The 23,115-nt window shown below is 63.9% G+C and carries 21 protein-coding genes and 4 pseudogenes; 15 read left to right on the top strand and 10 right to left on the bottom strand.

The features are described 5' to 3' along the window. Positions 1-182 precede the first annotated feature (182 nt). The 4 genes from AC56QQ_RS03510 to AC56QQ_RS03495 all read left to right on the top strand — a co-directional run bounded on the left by AC56QQ_RS03510 (position 183) and on the right by AC56QQ_RS03495 (position 3,073). Positions 183-686: an invasion associated locus B family protein gene (locus AC56QQ_RS03510; RefSeq protein WP_091575980.1), complete on the top strand. Its 504-nt coding sequence runs from the start codon at positions 183-185 to the stop codon at positions 684-686. Positions 687-882: 196 nt separating this feature from the next. Further along, positions 883-2,118: a dual-specificity RNA methyltransferase RlmN gene (gene rlmN, locus AC56QQ_RS03505; RefSeq protein ID WP_497125574.1), complete on the top strand. Its 1,236-nt coding sequence runs from the start codon at positions 883-885 to the stop codon at positions 2,116-2,118. 59 nt (positions 2,119-2,177) lie between these two features. Next, positions 2,178-2,564 carry a hypothetical protein gene (locus AC56QQ_RS03500; protein WP_497100404.1) on the top strand — a complete coding sequence of 129 codons (387 nt, stop codon included), beginning with the start codon at positions 2,178-2,180 and terminating at the stop codon, positions 2,562-2,564. Then, entirely contained in the window at positions 2,561-3,073 is a 513-nt protein-coding gene (locus tag AC56QQ_RS03495) for a hypothetical protein (protein WP_497125573.1), read from the top strand. Before AC56QQ_RS03500 ends, AC56QQ_RS03495 begins: the two co-directional genes overlap by 4 nt. Before the next feature lie 3 nt (positions 3,074-3,076). On the opposite strand, the gene AC56QQ_RS03490 is transcribed toward AC56QQ_RS03495, so the two are convergent. Together AC56QQ_RS03490 and AC56QQ_RS03485 are read right to left on the bottom strand one after the other, a co-directional pair. Beyond that, positions 3,077-3,718, bottom strand: coding sequence for a LysE family translocator (locus AC56QQ_RS03490; RefSeq protein ID WP_497125572.1), 642 nt, complete (start codon positions 3,716-3,718; stop codon positions 3,077-3,079). Positions 3,719-3,785: 67 nt separating this feature from the next. Further along, positions 3,786-5,840, bottom strand: a complete 2,055-nt coding sequence (locus AC56QQ_RS03485) for a putative bifunctional diguanylate cyclase/phosphodiesterase (protein ID WP_497125571.1) — start codon at positions 5,838-5,840, stop codon at positions 3,786-3,788. 296 nt (positions 5,841-6,136) lie between these two features. Here AC56QQ_RS03485 and AC56QQ_RS03480 point away from each other — a divergent pair. Together AC56QQ_RS03480 and AC56QQ_RS03475 are read left to right on the top strand one after the other, a co-directional pair. Then, a pseudogene (locus AC56QQ_RS03480) lies at positions 6,137-7,359 on the top strand (argininosuccinate synthase). Positions 7,360-7,557: 198 nt separating this feature from the next. Then, the gene (locus tag AC56QQ_RS03475; protein ID WP_497125570.1) at positions 7,558-7,992 is read left to right on the top strand and encodes a hypothetical protein; all 435 of its coding nucleotides are present in this window, start codon (positions 7,558-7,560) and stop codon (positions 7,990-7,992) included. Between the two features lie 111 nt (positions 7,993-8,103). Here the strand turns inward: AC56QQ_RS03475 and AC56QQ_RS03470 are convergent, their stop codons facing one another. Beyond that, entirely contained in the window at positions 8,104-8,901 is a 798-nt protein-coding gene (locus AC56QQ_RS03470; protein WP_497100405.1) for a lytic murein transglycosylase, read from the bottom strand. Positions 8,902-9,170: 269 nt separating this feature from the next. Here AC56QQ_RS03470 and AC56QQ_RS03465 point away from each other — a divergent pair, with 269 nt between their 5' ends. The 7 genes and pseudogenes from AC56QQ_RS03465 to rpsP all read left to right on the top strand — a co-directional run bounded on the left by AC56QQ_RS03465 (position 9,171) and on the right by rpsP (position 15,233). Then, positions 9,171-10,268 (top strand): zinc-binding metallopeptidase family protein, encoded by a 1,098-nt coding sequence (locus AC56QQ_RS03465; protein WP_497125569.1) that lies wholly within the window; start codon positions 9,171-9,173, stop codon positions 10,266-10,268. A 63-nt stretch (positions 10,269-10,331) separates the two neighbouring features. Next, positions 10,332-10,937: a DUF1236 domain-containing protein gene (locus AC56QQ_RS03460; RefSeq protein WP_489858526.1), complete on the top strand. Its 606-nt coding sequence runs from the start codon at positions 10,332-10,334 to the stop codon at positions 10,935-10,937. Positions 10,938-11,112: 175 nt separating this feature from the next. Next, positions 11,113-12,069: a CPBP family intramembrane glutamic endopeptidase gene (locus AC56QQ_RS03455; RefSeq protein WP_497125568.1), complete on the top strand. Its 957-nt coding sequence runs from the start codon at positions 11,113-11,115 to the stop codon at positions 12,067-12,069. Positions 12,070-12,192: 123 nt separating this feature from the next. Beyond that, positions 12,193-12,387 carry a hypothetical protein gene (locus tag AC56QQ_RS03450; RefSeq protein ID WP_497125567.1) on the top strand — a complete coding sequence of 65 codons (195 nt, stop codon included), beginning with the start codon at positions 12,193-12,195 and terminating at the stop codon, positions 12,385-12,387. Positions 12,388-12,777: 390 nt separating this feature from the next. After that, positions 12,778-14,384, top strand: a pseudogene (gene ffh, locus AC56QQ_RS03445) (signal recognition particle protein). 7 nt (positions 14,385-14,391) lie between these two features. Continuing rightward, entirely contained in the window at positions 14,392-14,718 is a 327-nt protein-coding gene (locus AC56QQ_RS03440; RefSeq protein ID WP_269904622.1) for a chorismate mutase, read from the top strand. 113 nt (positions 14,719-14,831) lie between these two features. Continuing rightward, a complete protein-coding gene (rpsP, locus tag AC56QQ_RS03435) occupies positions 14,832-15,233 on the top strand; it encodes a 30S ribosomal protein S16 (RefSeq protein ID WP_172222069.1) in 402 nt (133 codons plus the stop codon). Between the two features lie 83 nt (positions 15,234-15,316). On the opposite strand, the gene AC56QQ_RS03430 is transcribed toward rpsP, so the two are convergent. The 4 genes and pseudogenes from AC56QQ_RS03430 to AC56QQ_RS03415 form a co-directional block, all read right to left on the bottom strand. Beyond that, the gene (locus tag AC56QQ_RS03430) at positions 15,317-15,580 is read right to left on the bottom strand and encodes a YMGG-like glycine zipper-containing protein (protein WP_497125566.1); all 264 of its coding nucleotides are present in this window, start codon (positions 15,578-15,580) and stop codon (positions 15,317-15,319) included. Positions 15,581-15,706: 126 nt separating this feature from the next. After that, the gene (locus AC56QQ_RS03425) at positions 15,707-16,234 is read right to left on the bottom strand and encodes an SRPBCC family protein (protein ID WP_497125565.1); all 528 of its coding nucleotides are present in this window, start codon (positions 16,232-16,234) and stop codon (positions 15,707-15,709) included. Between the two features lie 98 nt (positions 16,235-16,332). Continuing rightward, positions 16,333-16,748, bottom strand: a pseudogene (locus tag AC56QQ_RS03420) (DoxX family protein). 163 nt (positions 16,749-16,911) lie between these two features. Further along, positions 16,912-17,817 carry a bestrophin family protein gene (locus AC56QQ_RS03415; RefSeq protein ID WP_497125564.1) on the bottom strand — a complete coding sequence of 302 codons (906 nt, stop codon included), beginning with the start codon at positions 17,815-17,817 and terminating at the stop codon, positions 16,912-16,914. Positions 17,818-18,010: 193 nt separating this feature from the next. Between AC56QQ_RS03415 and AC56QQ_RS03410 the strand changes: the two are divergent. After that, a pseudogene (locus tag AC56QQ_RS03410) lies at positions 18,011-18,409 on the top strand (ACT domain-containing protein); the annotation flags it as partial. A gap of 207 nt (positions 18,410-18,616) precedes the next feature. Here the strand turns inward: AC56QQ_RS03410 and AC56QQ_RS03405 are convergent. Continuing rightward, complete coding sequence (locus tag AC56QQ_RS03405) at positions 18,617-19,651, bottom strand: aspartate-semialdehyde dehydrogenase (RefSeq protein ID WP_497125563.1); 1,035 nt, start codon at positions 19,649-19,651, stop codon at positions 18,617-18,619. Positions 19,652-19,757: 106 nt separating this feature from the next. After that, positions 19,758-19,886 carry a hypothetical protein gene (locus AC56QQ_RS03400; protein WP_497125562.1) on the bottom strand — a complete coding sequence of 43 codons (129 nt, stop codon included), beginning with the start codon at positions 19,884-19,886 and terminating at the stop codon, positions 19,758-19,760. 189 nt (positions 19,887-20,075) lie between these two features. On the opposite strand from AC56QQ_RS03400, the gene AC56QQ_RS03395 reads away from it, so the two are divergent. Further along, the gene (locus tag AC56QQ_RS03395; protein WP_497125561.1) at positions 20,076-21,947 is read left to right on the top strand and encodes a DEAD/DEAH box helicase; all 1,872 of its coding nucleotides are present in this window, start codon (positions 20,076-20,078) and stop codon (positions 21,945-21,947) included. Here the strand turns inward: AC56QQ_RS03395 and AC56QQ_RS03390 are convergent. Further along, the gene (locus AC56QQ_RS03390; RefSeq protein WP_497125560.1) at positions 21,944-23,086 is read right to left on the bottom strand and encodes a glycosyltransferase; all 1,143 of its coding nucleotides are present in this window, start codon (positions 23,084-23,086) and stop codon (positions 21,944-21,946) included. The two genes, AC56QQ_RS03395 and AC56QQ_RS03390, sit on opposite strands and share 4 nt — an antisense overlap. Between the last annotated feature and the right edge of the window lie 29 nt (positions 23,087-23,115).

The raw sequence follows: 23,115 nt of genomic DNA, 5'->3' as shown, positions 1-23,115 counted from the left end.
GAAGGGACGTCGCGCCACCCGCTGACAGGGCGGCGGCGCGGGAATGGCGGCGGTTTCCTCGGGTGAGGGTCCTTTTCTCAAAGGAAATTCACCGTTTGGTAACCCAGATTAAATCAAAATGAAGCGACGGGCAGGACGCCAAGCCGGCCTGCCGCCGCACCATTTGGAATACGGGAAAAACGATGCGCGGATTGATTGCTATAGTTTCGAGCCTGGTCCTGGTGGCCGCGGCAGCGCCGGCACTGGCGCAGTCGGCGACCAAGATCGGCCAGCACAATGCCTGGGGCACCTACAGCTACCAGGCATCGGGCGGCAAGGTCTGCTATGTCCTGACCGTGCCGACCGACAAGCAGCCGCCGACGCTCGACCATGGCGACATGTTCTTCTTCGTCAGCCAGCGGCCCGGCCAGCAGGTGTCCTACGAGCCGCAATTCATTGCCGGCTACAACTTCCAGGAAGGTTCCAAGGCCACCGTCACCATCGACAAGAAGTCCTTCTCGATGTTCACGCGCGGCAAGTCGGCCTGGGTCGAGAACGCCGCCGAGGAGCCGGTGCTGATCGCCGCGATGAAGACCGGCACCGACATGAAGGTGACGGCGAAGTCGGGCCGCGGCAACCCCACCTCCTATGTCTTTTCGCTGAAAGGCATTTCGGCGGCGCTGTCATCGATCGCCAAGTGCAAATAGGCAAATCATCGTTTTGAGTGAGAGGCCGGGCGGCATAGCCCGGCCTTTTGCTTTTGTTTGGGGGCTGTCGGCAGAAGGCAGCGAGGTCTGCTTTGCCGCACCGGCATGACTCCGCCCTCAACCTGTGCTATGCGCCGCGCTTCATATCAGGCACGATGGATGAAATCGGCCGCAAACCGCTTATATCAGTGCAACCATGACCCTTTCATTCGATCTTACCGCCGAAGGCGCCCGTGACGCATTGCGCGCCCGCGCAACGCAGCCCGAGAAGCCGTCGCTGATCGGCCTGACGCGCGCCGAACTTGGCGAGGCTCTCGTCGCTTCGGGGATCGTGCCGGAGCGCCAGGCCAAGATGCGCGCCCAGCAGCTCTGGCACTGGATGTATGTGCGCGGCGTTTCCGACTTCTCCGGCATGTTCAACATCTCCAAGGATCTGCGCGCCGAACTCGACAAGCATTTCACCGTCGCCAGGCCCGAAATCGTCGAGGAACAGATTTCCTCCGACGGCACCCGAAAATGGCTGTTCCGCTTTCCGCCGCGCGGCGCCGGCCGGCCGGTCGAGATCGAGACCGTCTATATTCCCGAGGAAGGCCGCGGCACGCTCTGCATCTCCTCGCAGGTCGGCTGCACGCTGACCTGCTCGTTCTGCCACACCGGCACGCAGAAGCTGGTGCGCAATCTGACCGCCGAGGAAATCCTCGCCCAGTTGCTCACCGCCCGCGACCGGCTCGGCGACTTCCCCGACCGCGACACGCCGGACGGCGCCATCGTGCCGGCCGAGGGCAGAAAAGTCTCCAACATCGTCATGATGGGCATGGGCGAGCCGCTCTACAATTTCGAGGCGGTGAAGAAGGCGCTGCTGATCGCCTCCGACGGCGACGGCCTGTCGCTGTCGAAGCGCCGCATCACCTTGTCGACCTCCGGCGTCGTGCCCGAGATTTTCCGTACCGGCGAGGAGATCGGCGTCATGCTGGCGATCTCGCTGCATGCCACCAACGACGATCTGCGCGACTTGCTTGTGCCGATCAACAAGAAGTATCCGCTCAAGGAACTGATCGCCGCCTGCCGCGCCTATCCCGGCCTGTCGAACGCCAGGCGCATCACCTTCGAATATGTGATGCTGAAGGACGTCAACGATTCCATCGAGGATGCCAAGGGGCTGATCAAGCTGCTCAAGGGCATTCCGGCCAAGATCAACCTGATTCCGTTCAACCCGTGGCCAGGCACCAACTACCAGTGCTCGGACTGGGAGACGATCGAGAAGTTTGCCGACTACATCAACAATGCCGGCTATGCCTCGCCGATCCGCACCCCGCGCGGCCGCGACATCCTGGCAGCCTGCGGCCAGCTCAAGTCGGACTCGGAGCGTATGCGCAAGGTCGACCGGCTGGCGCTGGAAGCCATGATGATCGCGGGGCACGGCGAGGCGTGAGCCGCCTCGTCGCCCGGTCGAAGCGCTTCGCCATCATAGCAGTCGGTTATGTTGCCGCCGTGCTGACCTCGATCCTGGTGCCTGTGCTGCTGATCGCTCTTCTGGAAGGAATCGAAGACGGGAACTGGTCCATCATTTTCGCATTCGACTGGCTGGGCTCGTTCCCGCTTGCCGTGTTGACCGTGATGGTAGGCGCGCTGTTGATCGTCGGCCCGGCAATCCTGGTCGCCGAACGGCTGTCGCTTCGAGGATGGTTCTACTTTGCGGTCACGGGTGCGATCACCTCGATCGCCTTTGGTGTTTCCATCCCGCGCTCGGCCGGAAGCTTTGTCTTCAATCCGGGCTATCTCGGTTTTCTGGCCACGGCCGGCATTGCTGCCGGTTCGGTCTACTGGCTTCTGGCCGGGCGTAAGTCCGGTCATCTCACACGCTGGGATTTAGGATGAGCCGTTTCGCCGCTTACCTCGTCCGTTTCGCCGTCATCCTGTTCGGCTATGCCGTCGCCTCGCTGGCGGCGAGCGCCTTCCTCAACATCCTGTTCCTGGCCTCGCTCGGCTACACGCCGGAGCACGCGCAACCGGCGGCAACGGCTTCCCTTTATTTTTCAATTCCCTTCATCGCCCTGTTCGTCGCCTATTTCGCCTTCATGCCGGCGGCGATCGTCATCCTGCTTGCCGAGATCCTCGGCCGGCGCGACTGGCTGTTCTATGCGCTGGCGGGCGCGGTTGTTGCGGCGGTTTTCCTTGGCCTGGTCGACCATGCCGATGACGCCACTTTCGCGGTCAGGGACACCAGCGCCATCATGGCGGTGATTGGCGGCGGCATGGTCGGTGGCATCTTCTACTGGCTCAGCGCCGGGCGCTGGGCTGGAAGCTGGTGGCAGGGCGGAACCGACCATGATCCCGAAAGGCGGAAAACGGCTTTCGGGAAGGATCCCGGTCAAACGGGAAGATAAAGCCTACTTCGCCTGAGCCGTCAGGATCTTGAGCGCGAAGGCGGAGAACACGCCGGCGAAGAGATAGTCGACCACCCGGGTGACGCGCGGGCTGGCCTTCATCGCCGCTGAGAATCTTTCCGCCGCCAGCACCATCGGCACGGTTACCGGGATCGACAGCACGATGAACATCGAGCCGAGGAAAAACAGCTTTCCCGGCGCGTTCGGGTCATGCGCGGAGACGAACTGCGGCAGGAAGGTCATGAAGAACAGGATGATCTTCGGATTGAGCAGATTGACGCCGAGCCCCGCCGCCCAGCTGCGCAACAGCGAGATGCGAGGGCCTGTCTTCTTCTCCGGCGAAAAGGCCGAGCCTTTGGTGATAGCCTGCCAGGCCAGGAAGACCAGATAGCCGGCGCCAAAGATCTTCAGCACGAAGAAGGCCGTCGGCGAGGCAACGATCAGCGCCGAGACGCCGACCACCACCAGCGTGGTGTGGATCAGCGTGCCGCACAGGGCGCCGGCCATCGAGGCGAAGCCGGTGGCGCGGCCCTGGCTCAGCGTGCGCGAGACAAACAAGGTCATGTCCGGCCCCGGCGTGATCGCCAGGATCACAGTGGCGATGGCAAACTGGATCAGCGTGGTGGTATCAGGAATGAAGGACATGGCGGCCCCGAGGAACGCGAGTGCCTATACAGGATGCTCCGTGCGGGCGCCAGACGCGGCGCGATGCCTAGGCCGCGGACTGATCGATCTCTGCCAGCGCGAGGCCCGCGGCTCCGGTGAGCAGGATCTGATCGATCGGCTTGGGCCGGCCGAGGAAATAGCCTTGTGCCTCGTTGCAGCCTTCGACTTGCAGGATGGTGAGCTGAACATGCGTCTCGACGCCTTCGGCGAGCACCGGAATGTCGAGGCTGCGCCCCAGTGTGAGCACCGCCCGGATGATCGCCTTGGCCTGCGGGCTTCGCTCGACATCGGCCATGAACGAGCGGTCGAGCTTGATCTTGTCGAAGGGAAACGAGCGCAGCGTGTCGAGCGACGAATAGCCCGTGCCGAAATCGTCGATCGCGATCGTTACCCCCAGCGCCTTGATCTGGCGCAGGACATGCAGCGTCCGGACCTTGTCGGCGACGATCGTCGATTCGGTCAGCTCGAGCTCGAGCCGCTTCGGAGACAGCCCGGTCTCGATCAGGATCTGGTGAACCAGCTTGGCAAGATCGGCATGGGCGAACTGCACCGGCGACAGGTTGACCGCGATCTTGTGGCTATTGTCCCAGGAGGCCGCCTGCTTGCACGCGGTCCGCAGCACCCATTCGCCGATCGCCATGATGGAGCCGTTCTCCTCGGCAATCGGGATGAATTCGGCCGGCGGGATCATGCCATGCACGGGATGGGTCCAGCGCAGCAATGCCTCGTAGCCGCAGGTGGCGCCGGTCGAAACCGAAGTCTGCACCTGATAATGGAGTGATAGCTCGCCCCGCTCGATCGCCTGGCGAAGATCGGTGGCCAGCGCGCGGCGAGCACGCGCCGCCTCGTCCATGGCGGATTCGTAGAAGCAGACCGCCCGCGTCACGTCGTTCTTTGCCCGATACATTGCGAGGTCGGCATTGCTGACCAGTCTCTCGCGGTCGGCCCCGTCGCGCGGATAGACGGCGACGCCGATGCTGGCGCCGGCGGCGATTTCGAAGTCGTCGAGCAGCAAGGGCTGGAACAATGATTTCTCCAGCCTCGAGACCAGGCCCAGAAGGTCGTTCTGATCCCTGAAGCGCTTGATCGCGGCGAACTCGTCACCGCCGAGCCGTGCCACGAATTCGCCGTCGCCGGTGAGTTTCGCCAGCCTGCGGGCGACGATCCTGAGCGCCTGGTCGCCAGCGGCATGTCCCCTGAGATCATTGATCTCCTTGAAGCGGTCGAGATCGATGACGATGACGGCCGTCATCGTTTCCTTGTCCTCCCGTGCCCGCTCGATCTCATGGTCGAGGCGGTCGTTGAAGGAGACCCGGTTGGCAAGGCCGGTAAGGGCATCGTTGAGGGCGAGATGCTGAAGCCGCTCGAAACTCTCCAGGCGGCCGCGTTCATCGATCAGGTAGCTGGCGAAGCCGGTGGCCGCGACGATCAGGCCGACAACGGCGACGGCGACGGCCATTGCCTCCAGTATCTCGGGATTGGTGCCGGTGGTGATGAAGGAGAGCGGCGTCACCGCCACCGCCGCCATTGCCGTGAAGTGGAGGCCGACGATCGCCAGCACAAGCAGCCCGATGCTGAGATATTGCGACCAGCTGTAGGGCCGGCGCACGGCATGGCCGACAGCCACGGCGGAGAACCCCGCCGAAATGGCAAGCGAGGCGGCGACATAGAGACCATCCCACTCGACGATGCCGGCGACGTGATAAGCCATCATGCCGGTGTAGTGCATGGTCGAGATCGCCAGCCCGACGACGCATCCGCCCCATTCCGGGGCGAGACGCCGGCTTTTGTCGGATGCAAGGGTGAAGCCCACCCCGGTTCCGGCGATGGCGATGACGAGGGATACCATGGTCAGCACCGGATCGAAGGTGATCGGCGCGCCGGGCTGGTAGGCCAGCATGGCGATGAAGTGCGTGCACCAGATCGAGGAGCCGGCGGCGACCGCGGTCAGGAACAGCCAGCCTCGCATCTGCACGCCGGCGGTCTTTCTGGCACGATCGAAGAGATCGATCGTCACCCAGCAGCCGGTGACGCACATCAGCGCCGCCAGCAGGACGAGCCACAGGTTATGTTCCGTAACGATACAGGAGATAACGCGCATCAAGAACGGCCCAAGCCCGAGGGTGCTCGCGACAAGCGAGTAAGCCGGGTTGGCACGTCGCTGACGCGGCTTTGTCGCCATATTGGCGGCGAGGCGTGAAAACTTGATTAAATGTTGCTGGAGAATGCAGCCCCTGATTGTAGCAGGTTGTTCCCTGCCTCGCATCGCTTCCTTGCCATGCGCTGGATCAAAAGCCATGCATGCGCGCGTGCTTGCTCGCTTTGCCGTTCCTGCTAAAAGGCCCTCCGACAATCCGTGATGCCTCGGCTGGGGCGTCCGCCATCGACGGGGTAAAAATGTCCAAGGCCAAAGACGTCAAGAAAGTTGTGCTCGCCTATTCCGGCGGCCTCGACACATCCATCATCCTGAAATGGCTGCAGACCGAACTCGGTGCCGAAGTGGTGACCTTCACCGCCGATCTCGGCCAGGGCGGCGAACTCGAGCCGGCGCGCCGCAAGGCCGAGATGATGGGCATCAAGGACATCCGCGTCGTCGACGTGCGCGAGGAATTCGTGTCCGACTTCGTCTTCCCGATGTTCCGCGCCAATGCCGTCTATGAAGGCACCTACCTCCTGGGCACCTCGATCGCGCGGCCTCTCATCTCCAAGCACCTAGTCGAGATCGCCGGGAAACCGGCGCCGACGCGATCGCCCATGGCGCCACCGGCAAGGGCAACGACCAGGTTCGTTTCGAGCTTTCCGCCTATGCGCTGAATCCCGACATCAAGGTCATCGCGCCGTGGCGCGACTGGTCGTTCAAGTCGCGCACCGACCTGATCAACTTCGCCGAGCAGCACCAGATCCCGGTGCCGAAGGACAAGAAGGGCGACGCGCCATTCTCGGTCGACGCCAATCTGCTGCATTCGTCCTCCGAGGGCAAAGTGCTGGAAGATCCGTGGAGCGAGCCGCCGGAATTCGTCCACCAGCGCACCGTTTCGCCGATGGACGCACCCGACAAGGTCACCGAGATCGAGATCGAGTTCCTCAAGGGCGATCCGATCGCGCTCAACGGCAAGAAGCTGTCGCCGGCAACCATGCTGGCGGCGCTCAACGATCTCGGCCGCGACAATGGCATCGGCCGGCTCGATCTGGTCGAGAACCGCTTCGTCGGCATGAAATCGCGGGGCGTGTATGAGACGCCCGGCGGCACCATCCTGATCGCCGCCCACCGCGCCATCGAATCGATCACGCTCGACCGCGGAGCCGCCCACCTCAAGGACGAGTTCATGCCGCGCTATGCCGAGCTGATCTACAACGGCTTCTGGTTCGCGCCCGAGCGCCTGATGCTGCAGGCGATGATCGATAAGAGCCAGGAAGACGTCGAAGGCACGGTGCGGCTGAAGCTCTACAAGGGCAACGTCATGGTCACCGGCCGCAAGTCGAGGAAGACGCTCTATTCCGATGCGCTGGTCACCTTCGAGGACGACCGGGGCGCCTACGACCAGAAGGACGCCGCCGGCTTCATCCGCCTCAACGCGCTGCGGCTGAGGACACTTGCAGCACGCAACCGCAAGGGTTGACACCCGAGGGCTGGAGCGGGCCTGGGGTGTGCTCCGCCGATCGCATGAGAGCTGATGCAGCCAAGAAACCCGGCGGAGACGCCGGGTTTTTATTTGGCACTTCTAATGTAATGAAAATCAAAACCCCTCAAAGAGGTTCCCGTTTGACCTTTTGACAGCATTATTTTAGTTGTCCTACGGGATCGAGGGGTTTTGACAGTGAAAAATAGTATTTCTCTTCTGCTTGGCGTGGTCGTCGTTTTGACGGTGTGCCCGCCCTCGCAGGCAAGCGCGAAGCGCGAACCGAAGGTGAATCCGGACGGCTGCGTCGCCGCTGTCCACGCATGGGGGCTCACGCTCAAACACGACATCGCCTCCTTCATGGGCGTCTCGCAGGAGCGCATGCCGGCCCTGTTCTGCCAGCGCCTTGGCGAGGGGCTGCGCAGCGGGCGGATCACCTACTCCGACATAAACAACCTGCAGCTCGACCAGCCGACCGAAATCTGGATGGTTATCAAGGGCAAGTCAAAGGCGGCTGCTAGGGCCGCACCGGCGCCGCGGACGTCCAAGTTCCGTTCCTGCAGCGGTATTGACGGCAGCTTCCAGGTTCCCGCTTCACAGAAATGCCCGTTGAGCGGCTACGCACATTATTGAGAGTGATGTGAGGAGATCAAACCTGGTCGCTCCAAGTGATTGGGTTTTTACCTGCTCCAAAAACAAAAAGCCCGGCGCATGGCCGGGCTCTTGGTCGAATAGAAAGTTCTATCAGTCGGCATCGATCGCCGTGGCGATGCGGGCGATGGCCTGCTGATAGACGCTCGCGGAGTTCCAGCCGGCAATTGCGCCCATATTCGCCTGCGCGCTCGCGCCAGCCCGCCAACCATGACCCTTGAGGAAGTTGGCGGTGGAGGCCAACGCCGTGTTCCTGTCGCGCAGGTTTCCGTTGCCGACCGCATACTTCAAGACATTTCCGGGCAGGAACTGCGTGTGGCCGATCTCGCCATGCATGGCGCCGACAGACGAGGCGGTCAATGCTCCGCGATCGACCAGCTTCAGGGCCGCGATGGCATGCGGATAGAAGTAGTCCGGGCGACGGCAATCATAGGCCAGCGTCAAAATGGCGGAAACCGTGTTCTGGTTGCCCATGGACGCGCCGAAGCCCGTCTCCATCCCCCAGATGGCGAGCAACACACCCGGCGACACGCCGTAGTTCCGTTCGATCTGGCTGAACAGCGCCGCGTTCGACTTCTTCAGCGAACGGCCCTTGGAAATGATCACGGCCCCGCCACGACGCTTCATGAAATCTTCGACCGAGCCGCTGAAAGCCTTGTGGATGGCGCGGTCGGCGGAGATCGTCCTTGTTGCGTAGGTGGCGCCAGCCAGTGCGGCCAGCCCCCTCGAGCCCACACCTTCGGCCTTGGCCTGCGCGGCAAAATCCTGCTTCCAGGCATCGAAGCCGGCGCCGGTCTTGCCACAACTGCCCGCCGCCTGTGCGCCCGTCGCCAGCGCAAGCACCGCCACCACCGCGGCCACTAAAATCCTACCCTTGGCAAGAAATGCCATGTTGTTCTCCTGGTTGTCTGATTCACGTCCCAGCTGCGAATTTGCCAGCGAAACACGCCCTTGTCACTGCCAAGAAGTCGTCACGTGGTTTCGTCGGGCGCCGCCGCCAGCGAAGGGTGAGAACTTGACTACGATCAGGTGTTTAATGTGGCAAGATATGTCGTTCCAGCAACCAGCGGCAAAATAACCTGAGCGCGCCGAGGAACACCGGCAGGTGGCGAACGTTTGAGACCTTTGTCGACCGGGTGCCTGATGAAATCGAGACCTGCATGAAACTCTTCGACTGCCCACATTGCGGCCATCGTCTATACTTCGAGAACGCCCAGTGCCTGAACTGCGGCAGCCTCGTGCTCTACTATCCGGAGCACGCACGCTTCGCGCTGTCGGGCGCCGACGGCATCTTCCAGTGCACCAATGCCGATGAATGCGCCTGCAACTGGAGGGCCGAGCCGGGACAGGCTTTTTGCCGGGCGTGCGTGCTGAACAAGCTGATCCCGGATCTCTCCGTCGACGGCAATCGCCGCCGCTGGATCCGCGTCGAGGCGGCGAAGAAGCGCGCCATCTATTCGCTGCTGGCCTTCGGGCTGCCGGTTGCGCCCAAGCAGAACCCTGCCGACGAGGCAGGCCTTGCCTTCGACTTCCTGGCCGATCCGATTGGCGGCGGTCCGGGCGGCGAGCGCATCCTGACCGGCCACGACAACGGCCTGATCACGCTCAACGTCGCCGAGGCCGATTCGGCCGAGCGTGAGAAGCGGCGCGTCGAGATGGGCGAGAATTATCGCACCTTGCTCGGCCACTTTCGCCACGAGCTCGGCCATTATTACTGGGATCGCCTGATCCGCGACGTCCCGGAAAGGCTTGTCGCTTTCCGGGCTTTGTTCGGCGACGATCGCGCCGACTACGAACAGGCGCTGCAGACTTATTACGCCAATGGCGCGCCGCCCGACTGGCAACAGAGCCACATCTCGCCCTATGCCACCTCCCATCCGTGGGAAGACTGGGCGGAGACCTGGGCCCATTATCTGCACATCACCGACACGCTGGAAATGGTCCGCGCGCTGAACTTCCCGCTTGGCCGGCTGGCGACGATGGAGCCAAACGACTTGCCACAGGGCGACACTGGTGGCGAACCGCGGGCGGCGCCGTCGGAGCCTTCGGCTGTGGCCGAGCCGTTCGAAAGGATCCTCGCCCGCTGGCTGGTGCTGTCGGAAGCCTCCAACTCCATAAACCGTTGCATGGGCCTGCCCGACCTCTATCCCTTCATTATCTCCGACGTCACGGCGCGGAAACTGGCCTTCGTTCACGAACTTCTGACCCGTCTGCCGAAAGAAACCGGAACAAATCGTGAGTTGGTTCAGGAATTTTAGCCGGAACGCATACGCCACAGCCCCGTTTCGCTGGCGAGGGACCACGAAAATCGGAGAGAAACCATGAAATCCATACTGTTTCCCGCAGTCGCCGGCATGCTCACCGTGATGTCGGGTGCCGCGCTTGCCGACACCGCCGTATCCGCCGTCACCGATCTCAACGTGCGCGCCGGCCCCGGCCCGCAATATCCTGTCATCGGCGTGCTCGCCGCCGGCCAGTCAGCGACGCTCAATGGCTGCATTGAAAACAGCAAATGGTGCACCATCGCCGAAGCCGGCGGCCAGGGCTGGGTCTATTCCGACTATGTGACGGCTGATTTTGGCGGCAGCCGGGTCGTGCTGACGCAACGGCCGCACGGTTCCAGCGTTACAGTCGTTTCACCGCCGGAAGACATAGGCGAAAACTCGAACGACTATACCGGAGCCATCGTTGCCGGCGAGCCGGTCGAGGGCGTTTTCCCGCCACCGCCGGCCGAAATCAGAACCTATGTCGACACGCACCGCCCCGACCCCGTCTATCTCGACGGTGAGGTCGTCACGGGTGCAACCTTGCCCGACACGGTCGAGCTGCGCGAAATTCCAGACTACAAGTACCGCTATGTCTATGTGAACGGTCAGCCGGCGCTGATCGATCCGCAGACACGGCGCATCATGTACGTGGTGCGCTGACAGCTCGAGCGGCCGCCGCCACCACAGCGGCCGCTCGCGACACGGGTGTCGATTCAATGGTGCCGCGCTTCGCCTGACGGCGCGGCCGCGGCGCATGATTCCTTTGCGAAAACGATTCCGATTTTCGGGGCCATCAGCTAGATCAACAGGTGATGGATTCGGCAAAGGAGCCCGCGTGACACCAGACCCTGCCGCCTTCGAACGCTACCGGCGTTCGCCGAACCACAAGACGACCTTGCCGCGCCTTTTGCTGGGAACAGCGATCGTCATCCTGTTCTGGGCCGCAGCGACGGTGGCCGTGCTGTTCGCCGCCGCCTATGCCTTCTTCACCTGGCGGGCATCGGCGGCGCCACCCTCCGGCATGCAGGGGTTCCTTGCCTCGCCCATGGGCATCCTCACCGCGCTCGCCTCTTTTGCGGGCATCTGGATCGGCCTGTGGATTGCCATGCGCTGGGTCCACGGCGAGCCGCTGTCGGCCCTTTTCGGCGTCGGCCATCGCGTTTCGCGATCAGGCTTCCTCAAGGGGCTGGTGGCGGTGCTGATCACCTCGCTAGTGTCCGAAATCCTGCTCTACCTGCTGCAGCCAGAGATCGCGCGCGGCCCGATCAGCCTGTCGTCCTGGCTGCTGTTCCTGGTCCCGACCGTCGCGCTGACCTTGCTACAGACGTCGTCGGAGGAGATGCTGTTCCGCGGCTACCTGTTGCGTGGCCTGGCCAATCGGTTCAAGAGCCCGGTCATCTGGGCGCTGCTGCCTGGCCTGCTGTTCACCTCGCTGCATTGGAGCCCGAGCTCGACGGTCGCCATCAATGCCTGCGTGCTGGCCTCGATCGCCGCTTTCGCACTGCTGTTGACGCTCGTGGTCCATGCCACCGGCAATCTCGGCGCGGCCTTCGGCGCCCATCTCGGCAACAATCTGACCGGCTTTCTGCTGATCTCGCATCAGGAAAGCTACAATTCCTTCGCTTTGTTCAACGCCAGGCCGCTCGAGGGGCCGGGCTGGACGACGTCGGACGCGGTTCTGATCGCCTTTATCGGCATTGCCTGCAGCCTGCTGACGATTGCGTTGCTTCTGCATCCACGCTCGCCACTCAGGGTTGCCGCCGAGCTTCCGGACCGGACGCGTGCGGCCTGAATGCGGCTCACAAAGCGACGCGGCTCGGCGGTATTGTCTCGCTTTGAAACTGGCGTAACCGCCTAATTTCTTGCCCGAGCTGCGCAAACGCCTATATGTCTAGTGGAAAACATAGGAAACGTCATGATTGCCAAGTACACAACCGCCGAAGGTATGGCCCGAACTGTCGGTGTCGATCCGGACACGTTCCGCGAAGCGTTGCGCAGTGTGAAGCACCCTCGGAAACGCAATACCGATTGGGAAGTGAAGATTGACAGCCCGTCATATTCGGCGATGCGCACCGTGCTGGCGAGTCTCCTGCGGCGGAAGGCGGCCTGATACCCGCCGGACCTAAAGGCCAGAAGCGTCCCGCGGCGAGAGATAAGGTGCTTGCCGCAGATCGCTTCGCCGGAAGGACCAAAGTCTGCACGTTCGGTGTGCCGTGCTTCCGAATTTCAAGTTGAGACACTACCGGATCGGCCCTTGTCTTGACTCCGCGGCCGATTTCCTGTCTACACGCCCCGAATTCCGCGACGAGTATCCCTCCGAGCAAGCCGACCAGGATGCCGAAACCTCTTCGAGGTGAAGTGCTGTAAATCGATCCTGGAGGCCAACACCCGGCAGCGCTGAGCGCCCCCGGGTGCTTTTTGGTTTTGGGCTTTGCTTGGATGATCGGCGCGAACGCATTACCTCTCGGATCGAACCCGAACCGAGATTGAAGGACGATCGATGTTTGAATCGCTTCAGGAGCGCCTTGGCTCCATTCTGAACGGCCTGACCGGCCGCGGAGCGCTGTCGGAGGCTGATGTCTCGGCGGCGCTGCGCGAGGTGCGCCGTGCCCTGCTCGAAGCCGACGTGGCGCTGGAAGTGGTGCGCTCGTTCACCGACAAGGTGCGCGAGAAGGCCGTCGGCGCCGCCGTGGTCAAGTCGATCAAGCCCGGCCAGATGGTCGTCAAGATCGTCCATGACGAGCTGGTCGAGATGCTGGGCGCCGAGGGCGTCGCCATCGACCTCAATGCGCCGGCCCCCGTCGTCATCATGATGGTCGGCCTGCAGGGCTCCGGCAAGACGACCACTTCGGCCAAGATCGCCAAGCGCCTTTCCGAGCGTCAGAACAAGAAGGTCCTGATGGCCTCGCTCGACACGCGGCGGCCGGCGGCACAGGAGCAGCTGCGCCAGCTCGGCGAGCAGGTCAAGGTCGCCACGCTGCCGATCATCGACGGACAGTCGCCGGTCGACATCGCGCGGCGCGCCGTGCAGGCGGCCAAGCTCGGTGGCCACGATGTGGTCATCCTCGACACCGCCGGCCGCACCCATATCGACGAGCCGCTGATGGTCGAGATGGCCGACATCAAGAAGGTGTCGAGCCCGCACGAAATCCTGCTGGTCGCCGACTCGCTGACCGGCCAGGACGCCGTCAACCTGGCGAAGAGCTTCGACGAACGCGTCGGCATCACCGGCCTCGTGCTAACCCGCATGGACGGCGACGGCCGCGGTGGTGCCGCGCTTTCCATGCGCGCCGTCACCGGCAAGCCGATCAAGCTGATCGGCACCGGCGAGAAGATGGACGGGCTGGAGGAATTCCATCCCAAACGCATCGCCGACCGCATCCTCGGCATGGGCGACATCGTCAGCCTGGTCGAAAAGGCCGCCGAGAACATCGACGCCGAGCAGGCGGCGGCGATGGCCAGGAAGATGCAGTCGGGCAAGTTCGACCTCAATGACCTCGCCCAGCAGCTTCAGCAGATGTCGAAGATGGGCGGCATGGGCGGCATCATGGGCATGATGCCCGGCATGGGCAAGATGAAGGACCAGATGGCCGCCGCCGGCCTCGACGACAAGATGTTCGGCCGCCAGCTCGCCATCATCTCGTCGATGACCAAGGCCGAGCGCGCCAATCCCGATATCCTCAAGCATTCGCGCAAGAAGCGCATCGCCGCCGGCTCCGGCACCGACGCGGCCGAGATCAACAAGCTGCTCAAGATGCATCGCGGCATGGCCGACATGATGAAGGCGATGGGCGGCAAGGGCAAAGGCGGCGGCCTCATGCGCGGCATGATGGGCGGCCTCGCCTCGAAAATGGGCCTCGGCGGCATGATGCCGGCGGCGGCCCCGGGGGCATGATGGGCGGCGGCATGCCCGATCTGTCGAAGATGGACCCCAAGCAGCTCGAAGCCTTGCAGAAGCAGGCGCAGGCGGCCGGCCTCGGCGGCATGAAGGGCCTCCCCGGTGGTCTTCCCGGCGGCGGCGGCCTGCCCGGCCTGCCCGGCGGCATGAAGCTTCCCGGCCTGCCTGGTCTCGGCGGCGGCCTGCCCGGCCTTGGCAAGAAGAAGTGAGGACGCCATGAACGAAGAAAAGGACATGGCCGACGCACGCACCGTCCTGGCCGACTATCGCGCCTCGATCGACAACATCGACGCGGCACTCATCCACATGCTGGCCGAGCGCTTCCGCTGCACCAAGGCAGTTGGCGTGCTGAAGGCGACGCATGGCTTGCCGCCGGCCGATCCGGCGCGCGAGCAGCAGCAGATCGCCCGTCTTCGCCAGCTGGCGAAGGATGCCCATCTCGACCCGGATTTCGCGGAAAAATTCCTCAACTTCGTCGTCCGCGAAGTGATCCGCCACCACGAACAGATCGCCGCTTCCAACGGCGTGACGAAAGCCGGCTGACCGGTGCATGTCGTTGTCCCAAAACCGCTGAGCACTTTTGGGACAACGACATGCACAAACAAAAAATTCAGCCACCAACCGACTAACGAATTAGAGCTTTTAGGAGAAAAGAAATGGCACTGAAGATCCGACTGGCCCGCGCGGGCTCGAAGAAGCGTCCCTACTACCACGTCGTCGTCGCCGACGCCCGTTCGCCCCGCGACGGCCGTTTCATCGAGTCGCTCGGCTCGTGGAACCCGCTGCTGCCCAAGGACGGCGAGCGCGTCAAGGTCGACGCCGACCGCGTCAAGCATTGGCTGTCGCACGGCGCCCAGCCGACCGACCGCGTGCTGCGCTTCCTCGACGAGGCCGGCATCGCCAAGCGCGACGCCCGCTCCAACCCGAAGAAGGCAGAGCCGGGCAAGAAGGCGCAGGAACGCGCCGCCCTGTTGAAGAAGGCGCAGGAAGACGCCGCTGCCGCCGTCGCGGCCGCAGCCGCCGCACCGGCCGAGGCGGAAGCCGCCACCGCCGAATAAGCATTGCGTCATCGCATTCAGGAAAACGGCGGGCCCAGGCCCGCCGTTTTGCTATTTCGACTTCGTTTGTCGATGCAGCCCGATCAATAGCCGTCCGGGCAGCGCGCGAGATAGACCCGCCCATGGCGGTCGCGGTACCGGCACTGGCCGCTTTCGCTGGCACGACCGATCAGGGCGCCGGCCACGGCACCAACCGCGCCGCCAACGACCGCGCCTTGGACAGGATCTCCGGCCACGGCCGCGCCGATCGCCGCGCCACCCAGTCCGCCCACAGCCGCGCCTTTTTCCGTTTGCGAGCACGCGCCCAGCGCCGTCGCCAACAGCAAAATGGTAATAATTTTCTTCATTTTCGTTCCTCTCACAGGGGATCGCTATCGCTCCGCCAAGTGCTTAACTCCCAGACGGCTAATTTGATCCCGAGGAGAATGAAGTTCGTGACGGCGCTCGCTCAGGCAGCAGCGTCCCCGCGCCGATCATGCCTCGGTGGCGCGCTTCAGATTGGCGAGCCCGACCTCGAAATCCTTGCCGATCAGCGTGTCGAAGTTCATGAATAGGCCCATCAGCTTGGCGATGAACGGCCGGCTGCCGCGCATCGCCCAGGTGACGGTGGTGTTGTCGGCAGACGGCGTCAAAGAAAAGTCGACGGTGTTGTTGGCCCTGAACGGCTTTTCGAAATCGAGCTTGAGCGACACCAGCGAGGCCGGCACCGAATTGACGATCTCCATGCGTCCCTTGCCGGCCTTGCCGTTGCCTTCCCAGGCATAGGCGGCGCCCTTGCCGCTTTCGGCGCCCAAGAGCGTGCGCTTCATGTTCGGGTCGAGCTTTTCGTAAGGCGACCATGTCGGCCAGCGTCTGAAATCATTGATCAGCGGAAAGATCGCGTCGGCGGACACCTTGATGCTGACGGAACGGCTGACGATGAAATCATCAGGCCGTGTCGCGGCATAGATGAGGACGACGGCGATGAGGACGATCAGGATGACAAGGATGGTGCTGAACATTTTTCTCTCCCTAAGGCAGTTCCAGGAAAAGTGTGAAGCGGTTTTCCCGGGAAAAGCGCCTAGCGCTTTCCCTGGGGAATTGCGTCAAAACAGTGAGACTATCGGCTGAACTGGATCAGCGCGCGCAGCCTGGGATCGCGCAGGAACAGGCCGGCCCACAGGATGACGCCGAGATAGACGCCGAACAGCGTGTGCGAGAACAGCGGGTTGCCTACCCGCGCATTGGTGGCGATGGCGCCGCCCATATAGGCGGTGAGCAGGATGGCGCCGAGCACCGATGTGCGCGGCAACGCATAGAGCGCGGTCGAGATCAGGCCGATGATGCCGAGCATGCGCGCGACGTTCGCATCGGCCGGTCAGCCAAGCGGCACCATCGTCTGGGTGACGATGTCGAGCGGCGGCAACTTGATGGCACCGTCGAAGATCATGAACAGCACAGCACGATGATGCCGCTCAGCCCGCGGCCGGTCCACAGGGCGCCCGACGAGACGGGCACGGCTTCTGAAATGCTCATGGTGTTCCCTCCGGTTGCTTCCAGCCCTTTTCGCTGGGGTCGAACCAAGGACGTGGCATGACGCGAGGATCCGACATGGTCCGGATTCTTTTTGGCGCCGGCCCGCTGCGGCCAGGCGAAAGCCGACCCTGGTCGCGGGCCGCCATGCCTTGGTGCTGAGCGCCTACGAAAAGTAAAACTTCTCCGCCGGCAGCATTTTCGGCGGCGTCTCGCCCAGCGCCTCGAACACCGAGATTTCGCAGACGCGGCACAGGCCGTCGAGGGCGAGGTCGTTGGCCTCGGTGCCGAACGGATCCTCGAGCTCTTCCGAAAGCGCGTCGAGGCCGAAGAAGGTGTAGGCGATCAGCGCCGTGAACAGCGGCGTTGCCCACCCGGCGCCGGACACCAGTCCGAAGGGCAAGAGCAGGCAGAAGACATAGGCGGTGCGCTGCAGAAGCAAGGTGTAGGCGAACGGCAGGGGTGTTCCCATGATGCGCTCGCATCCGGCCTGCGCCGCGGCGATTTCCGACAGGCGCTCGTCGAGGATGCGGTAGCCGATCGTATCGATCGCGCCGGCCTTGCGCAGCGCCGCGATGCGGCGGCCCATGCCGCGCACCATGGCGTCGGGCGCGTTGGCCGCCCTGGCGACGATCTCGGTTTCGTCGCCGATGAAGGCCCGGGCTTGCGGCGTCGCGTCGACCCGCCTCAGCAGACCACGCAGGAAGTGGCAGAAGGCGATGGCTTCCATCAGCAGGCCGCGCAGTTCGGTCCGGTCATCGACCAGCCCGGCGGAGGCGCGCGCCAGGTTGCGGATGTCGAAGACAAGCTGGCCCCACAATTTGCGCGCCTCCCACCAGCGGTCGTACGCGGCGTTGTTGCGGAAGCCGAGATAGATCGACAGCGCCACGCCGAGCAGCGCGAAGGGCGCGGTGCCGGCATTGCCGAAGTCGAGCTTCAGTGCCCGCACAACCACCACCACCAGGGCGCCATAGGCAGCGAAACCAAAAATCTGCGGCAGGATGCGTGGCACCACCGAGCCGCGCATGATGAAGAACAGGTGCAGAAGGCGTGGGCGCGGGCGGACGATCATCAAAGGCCTTTCGCGGACCGGCGCTGGTCCTCAGCTTCCTTATTGTGCGATGCGACCGCTCAGCAAGCTCAGCCGCCAGCGACATCGCCATGTCGTCGGTGCGGTGCGCGCTGGCGCGGACTATCGGCATTCGTCGGTCGCGGATATTGAGGAACACGCGGACAGCAAGCCCGTATCAGGCGAGAGACAACGAATGACCGGCGAAACGGATCTGAAGACGCTGTTGGCATCGATGACGCCGGAATTGCTCGCCGGCACCTATGTCTTCGTCACGCTGCCGCCCGGCATCCCTCAGCCGGAAGGCGTTGAGCCGGTGATGATCTTTCGCGAACGCGAAGGTGTGACACTGATCGTGACGGAAGATGCGGCCAGTACGGCGGGGCTGACCGCGTCATTCCGCTACCGCATGATCACGCTGAACATCCATTCGTCGCTGGAAGCCGTCGGCTTCCTCGCCGCCATCACCACGCGGCTGGCCGCCGCCGGCATGGGCGTCAATCCGGTCTCGGCCTTTTATCACGACCATCTTTTCGTCCCCGCCGAGCGGGCGCAAGAGGCTATCGTGATACTGGAAGGTTTGGCGGAGGACAGCCGGCCTGAAGCGAAGGCGCTGCCCCTCATCCCCCTGCCGGAACCTTCTTCCCGTGAACGGGGAGAAAAGAGCTAACGGCCGAAGGCCGAGCCCGCGACCGCGGGCCGCCGGTGGTCCGGCGCCCCCGCGGAGGGCCCGCCGCGGCAGCGGCGATACAGCCCGTGAGCGAAAACTAAATCGGCCGAAGGCCGAGCCCCGTGAGCGAGATTAAGCCGCCTTCTTCTTCGGCTGGATCAGGCCGCGCTCGACCAGAAGCTCGGCGATCTGCACGGCGTTGAGGGCCGCGCCCTTGCGCAGGTTGTCGGAGACGATCCACATCGACAGGCCGTTGTCGATGGTCGAATCCTCTCGGATGCGCGAGATGAAGGTGGCGTCCTCGCCGGCCGATTCCAGCGGCGTGATGTAGCCGCCGTCCTCGCGCTTGTCCAAGACCCGGCAGCCCGGCGCCTCGCGCAGGATATCGCGCGCCTCGTCGGCGGTGATCGGCTTTTCGAACTCGATGTTGACCGCTTCCGAATGGCCGATGAACACCGGCACGCGCACGCAGGTCGCCGTCAGCTTGATCTTGGGGTCGAGCATCTTCTTGGTCTCGGCCACCATCTTCCACTCTTCCTTGGTCGAGCCGTCGTCGAGGAAGACGTCGATATGCGGGATGACGTTGAAGGCGATGCGCTTGGTGAACTTCTTGACCTCGACGCCGTCAGCGACGAAGACCGCGCGGGTCTGGGTAAAGAGTTCGTCCATGCCTTCCTTGCCGGCGCCCGACACCGACTGGTAGGTGGCGACGACGACGCGCTTGATGGTGGCGAAGTCATGCAGCGGCTTCAGCGCCACGACGAGCTGCGCCGTCGAGCAGTTCGGGTTGGCGATGATGTTCTTGCGCGTGAACAGCGAGATCGCGTCCGGGTTCACTTCCGGCACGATCAGCGGCACGTCCTGGTCGTAGCGGAAGGCCGACGAATTATCGATGACGACGCAGCCCTGCTTGCCGATCTTCGGCGACCATTCCTTGGAGACGTTGCCGCCGGCCGACATGATGCAGAGATCGGTGTCGGAAAAGTCGTAAGTGTCCAGTGCCTTGACCTTCAGCGTGCGGTCGCCGAACGACACTTCCGTGCCCTGGCTGCGCCGCGAGGCGAGCGCCACGACTTCGCTCACCGGAAAGCCGCGCTCTTCCAGTATGTTGAGCATTTCCCGGCCCACATTGCCCGTGGCGCCGACGATTGCAACCTTGAAACTCATCGAAATCTCCTGTCCCTCTCCGCTCGGTTTTTGGAGAGAACCCGCCGGCCGATGCGGGTTCCGTCCCCCGGGCCGGACCCGGGAGAGGGTGGTTAGGCCAAGGGAATCACACCTTTTTGGTGGTGGTTTTTTTGGCCGTGGTTTTGCTGGAACGAGGGGACGCGCCGACACGCCCGGCCAGATGATTGTGGCCAGGGAGGTCGAATGCAGTAAAAGCCATCAAGAGGCCGCGCATCGAAAATTATCCCGTTCGAAGCGGGCTTTTACGCGGTTTGCGTAAAGAGTCAATTGCCGAGCGGCGCGGCTTTCCCTGTACAAGAGAGGCAGCAGGAAGTACGAACGGCCAAGATTGTTTGGCTGGCGTTACGCCGGCCCCGGCATGTGCTCCATGACGAGCGCAGACCCTGAATTCCGAAAGAGCGAGATGTCCAACTTCGAAGCTATTGTTCCAGCGCTGGCAAAGGCGTTGGAAAAACGCGGCTATTCCGAGCTGACCCCGGTGCAGAAGGCGGTTCTGGCCCCCGAACTCGGTGAGGCCGACGCGCTGGTTTCCGCCCAGACCGGCTCCGGCAAGACCGTCGCCTTCGGCCTTGCTTTGGCGCCGACCCTTCTGGGCGACGCGGAGCGCTTTGGCCACGCCGCGGCACCGCTGGCTCTGGCCGTGGCACCGACGCGCGAGCTGGCACTGCAGGTGACGCGCGAACTGGAATGGCTGTACGAGCTGACCGGCGCCACGGTGGCGTCCTGCGTCGGCGGCATGGACATGCGCTCGGAGCGGCGTGTGCTGGAGCGCGGGGCCCATATCGTCGTCGGCACGCCCGGCCGCCTGCGCGACCACATCACCCGGCGCTCGCTCGACATGTCGGCGCTCAAGGCCGTGGTGCTCGACGAGGCCGACGAGATGCTCGATCTCGGCTTTCGCGAGGACCTCGAATTCATCCTCGACGCCGCACCGGCCGAGCGCCGCACGCTGATGTTCTCGGCCACTGTGCCGCGCTCCATCGCCACGCTGGCGCAAGGATACCAGCGCAACGCCGTGCGCATCTCGGCGGCCGGCGAGGAAAAGCAGCATCTCGACATCGAATACCGGGCGTTGAGCGTTGCCCAGCCCGACCGCGAGAACGCCATCATCAACGTGTTGCGCTACTACGAGGCCAAGAACGCGCTGGTGTTCTGCAACACCCGTGCCGCCGTCAACCATCTGACCGCGCGCTTCAACAACCGCAACTTTTCCGTCGTCGCGCTGTCGGGCGAGCTCAGCCAGAACGAGCGCAGTCATGCGCTGCAGGCGATGCGCGATGGCCGCGCCAAGGTCTGCATTGCCACCGATGTGGCGGCGCGCGGCATCGACCTGCCCAACCTTGAACTGGTGATCCACGCCGACCTGCCGACCAACCCGGAAACGCTGCTGCATCGCAGCGGGCGAACCGGCCGCGCCGGGCGCAAGGGCGTCAGCGCGCTGATCGTGCCCAACAGCGCCCGCAAGCGCACCGAACGGCTGTTGCAGAATGCCGGGCTCAAGGCGACCTGGGCAAACCCGCCCTCGGCCGACGATGTCATCCGGCGCGACGACGAGCGCATTCTTGCCGACCCGGCTTTCGAGGAGCCGGTGAAGGATGACGAGCGCGGTTTCATCGACGCGCTTCTCGCCGGGCATGGCGCCGAACAGGTGGCGGCCGCCTTCGTGCGCCAGTGCCGCGCCAGCCGCTCGGCGCCAGAGGACCTCATGGAAATCGCGCCGTTCACGCCATCGCGTGAAAGACCGGCGGGCGAAAACTTCGCGCGCCGCGACGAGGCGCCCAGCCGCCGCGACGACTTCGGCGCCAGCGTCTGGTTCTCGCTGTCGATCGGCCGTCGGCAGAATGCCGAGCCGCGCTGGCTGATCCCGATGCTGTGCCGCACCGGCAGCATCACCAAGCGCGAGATCGGCGCCATCAAGATGCAGCCCGAAGAGACCTACGTGCAGATATCGGCCGATTGGGCCGACCGCTTCCTGGCGGCCATCGGTCCCGACCGCAAATTGCAGGGCAACATCGCGGTCAAGCGGCTCGAGGGCACGCCCGATCTGTCGCGGGCCGGCTACCAGCCGCCAAGCCCGGACAAGAAACCGCATCGCGGCAAGGCGCCGTTCGACCCGAACGCGCCGAAGCGCAAATTCGACAAGCACCCGGCATCGGCCGATCAACGCCCCGCCGGCGCATTCGAAGCCAAGCCGTGGGCGAAGAAGCCGGGCAAGCCGAAATTCGAAAACACCGGCGCGCCGAAGCACAAGAAAGCGAAGAAGCGGCCGGCTTAGCGGAGCCGCGCGGTTTGCGGCGCGGCGGCCGCGACATTGCCAGCCACGCTTGCCTGCAGTCCTGCCTTGATGGCAGCCCAGCTTGCCGATGCCGGCGTCGGCCGATGCTGTTGCGCGATGCGCTCCGCCAGCGAGGAACGCCGGGCATGATCCTCCGCCATCCTGCGGATGGCAGCGTACCAGCCGGCCTGGTCGTTGGAATCGATCGCCGGCATCAGCCCGCCGGTTGCCTCGATCAGCGAAGGCGTCGTCGAGACGATGACCGGAATGCCGAAATCGAGGCATTCCGAGGCGCCGTAGCCCCAGCCTTCGATATGCGAGGGAAAGACGCCGAAGGACGCGCTGCGATAGTAGCGGATCAGTTCCTCGTCGCTGACCAGCCCGGTGAGGGTGACCGACTGCAGCAGGCCGGGGTGAGCCTTGAGATAGGCGCGCAGCGGCTCGATCATCCAGCCCCAGCGCCCGGCGCAGACAAGCCTCGGCAGCTTGACCCCTTCCTCGAGCGCCTGTTGCCAGATGCGGGCCAGCAGGATGTGGTTCTTGCGCACTTCGATGGTTGAGCAATAGAGCACGAACGGCTCGCCTGACTCGATGCGAGAGGTCGCGCCGATGCGCGATGCCGTCTCGTGCAGGATGGAAGGCATCGGAAACCGATACACCACGGGCGGTTCGAGGCCGGCCTTGCGCATATGATCGGTGAGGGTGGCGCCGACCTCGTCGGAAGCGCAGAACGCTGGTGCGCCGGAGCGAACGAGCTGCTCGAGATAGGACCCGAAACGACGCTCGCCGTTGCCCGCGCCAAGCAAATCGGGGCGTAGTGCCGGGATGATATCGTGGCAGAGGAAGCCAAGCTTGCCGGCGGCGCCCGAGACAGCGGACCGGTCTTCCTGGGTCAGGATGTGATGGCTGATCAGCACAAGGCTGCATTCGGCCTCGGCGGTCCGGTGCGGAGCATCCTGGCTCGGCCCCAGACGGATCCGCGCCCGCCGATACAGGCGATAGGCGCGGATCAGCAGCCTCGTCGCGCGATAGGCAACCCCCTTCCGGCCGTTGGTCACCGTCTTGGCGAGGTGACGGTCTGCCTCGCGCTTGTCCCATGGCTGTTGCCTTACCGCCTCGAAAGCCTGCGATAACGCCATGCTTCTTCCCGGCCATCGTTTGACACGCT

The organism is Mesorhizobium sp. RCAM 05099, assembly GCF_059683685.1.
Note: the sequence above shows the minus strand (reverse complement) of the source record. Positions and strands in the feature narration are given on the sequence as shown.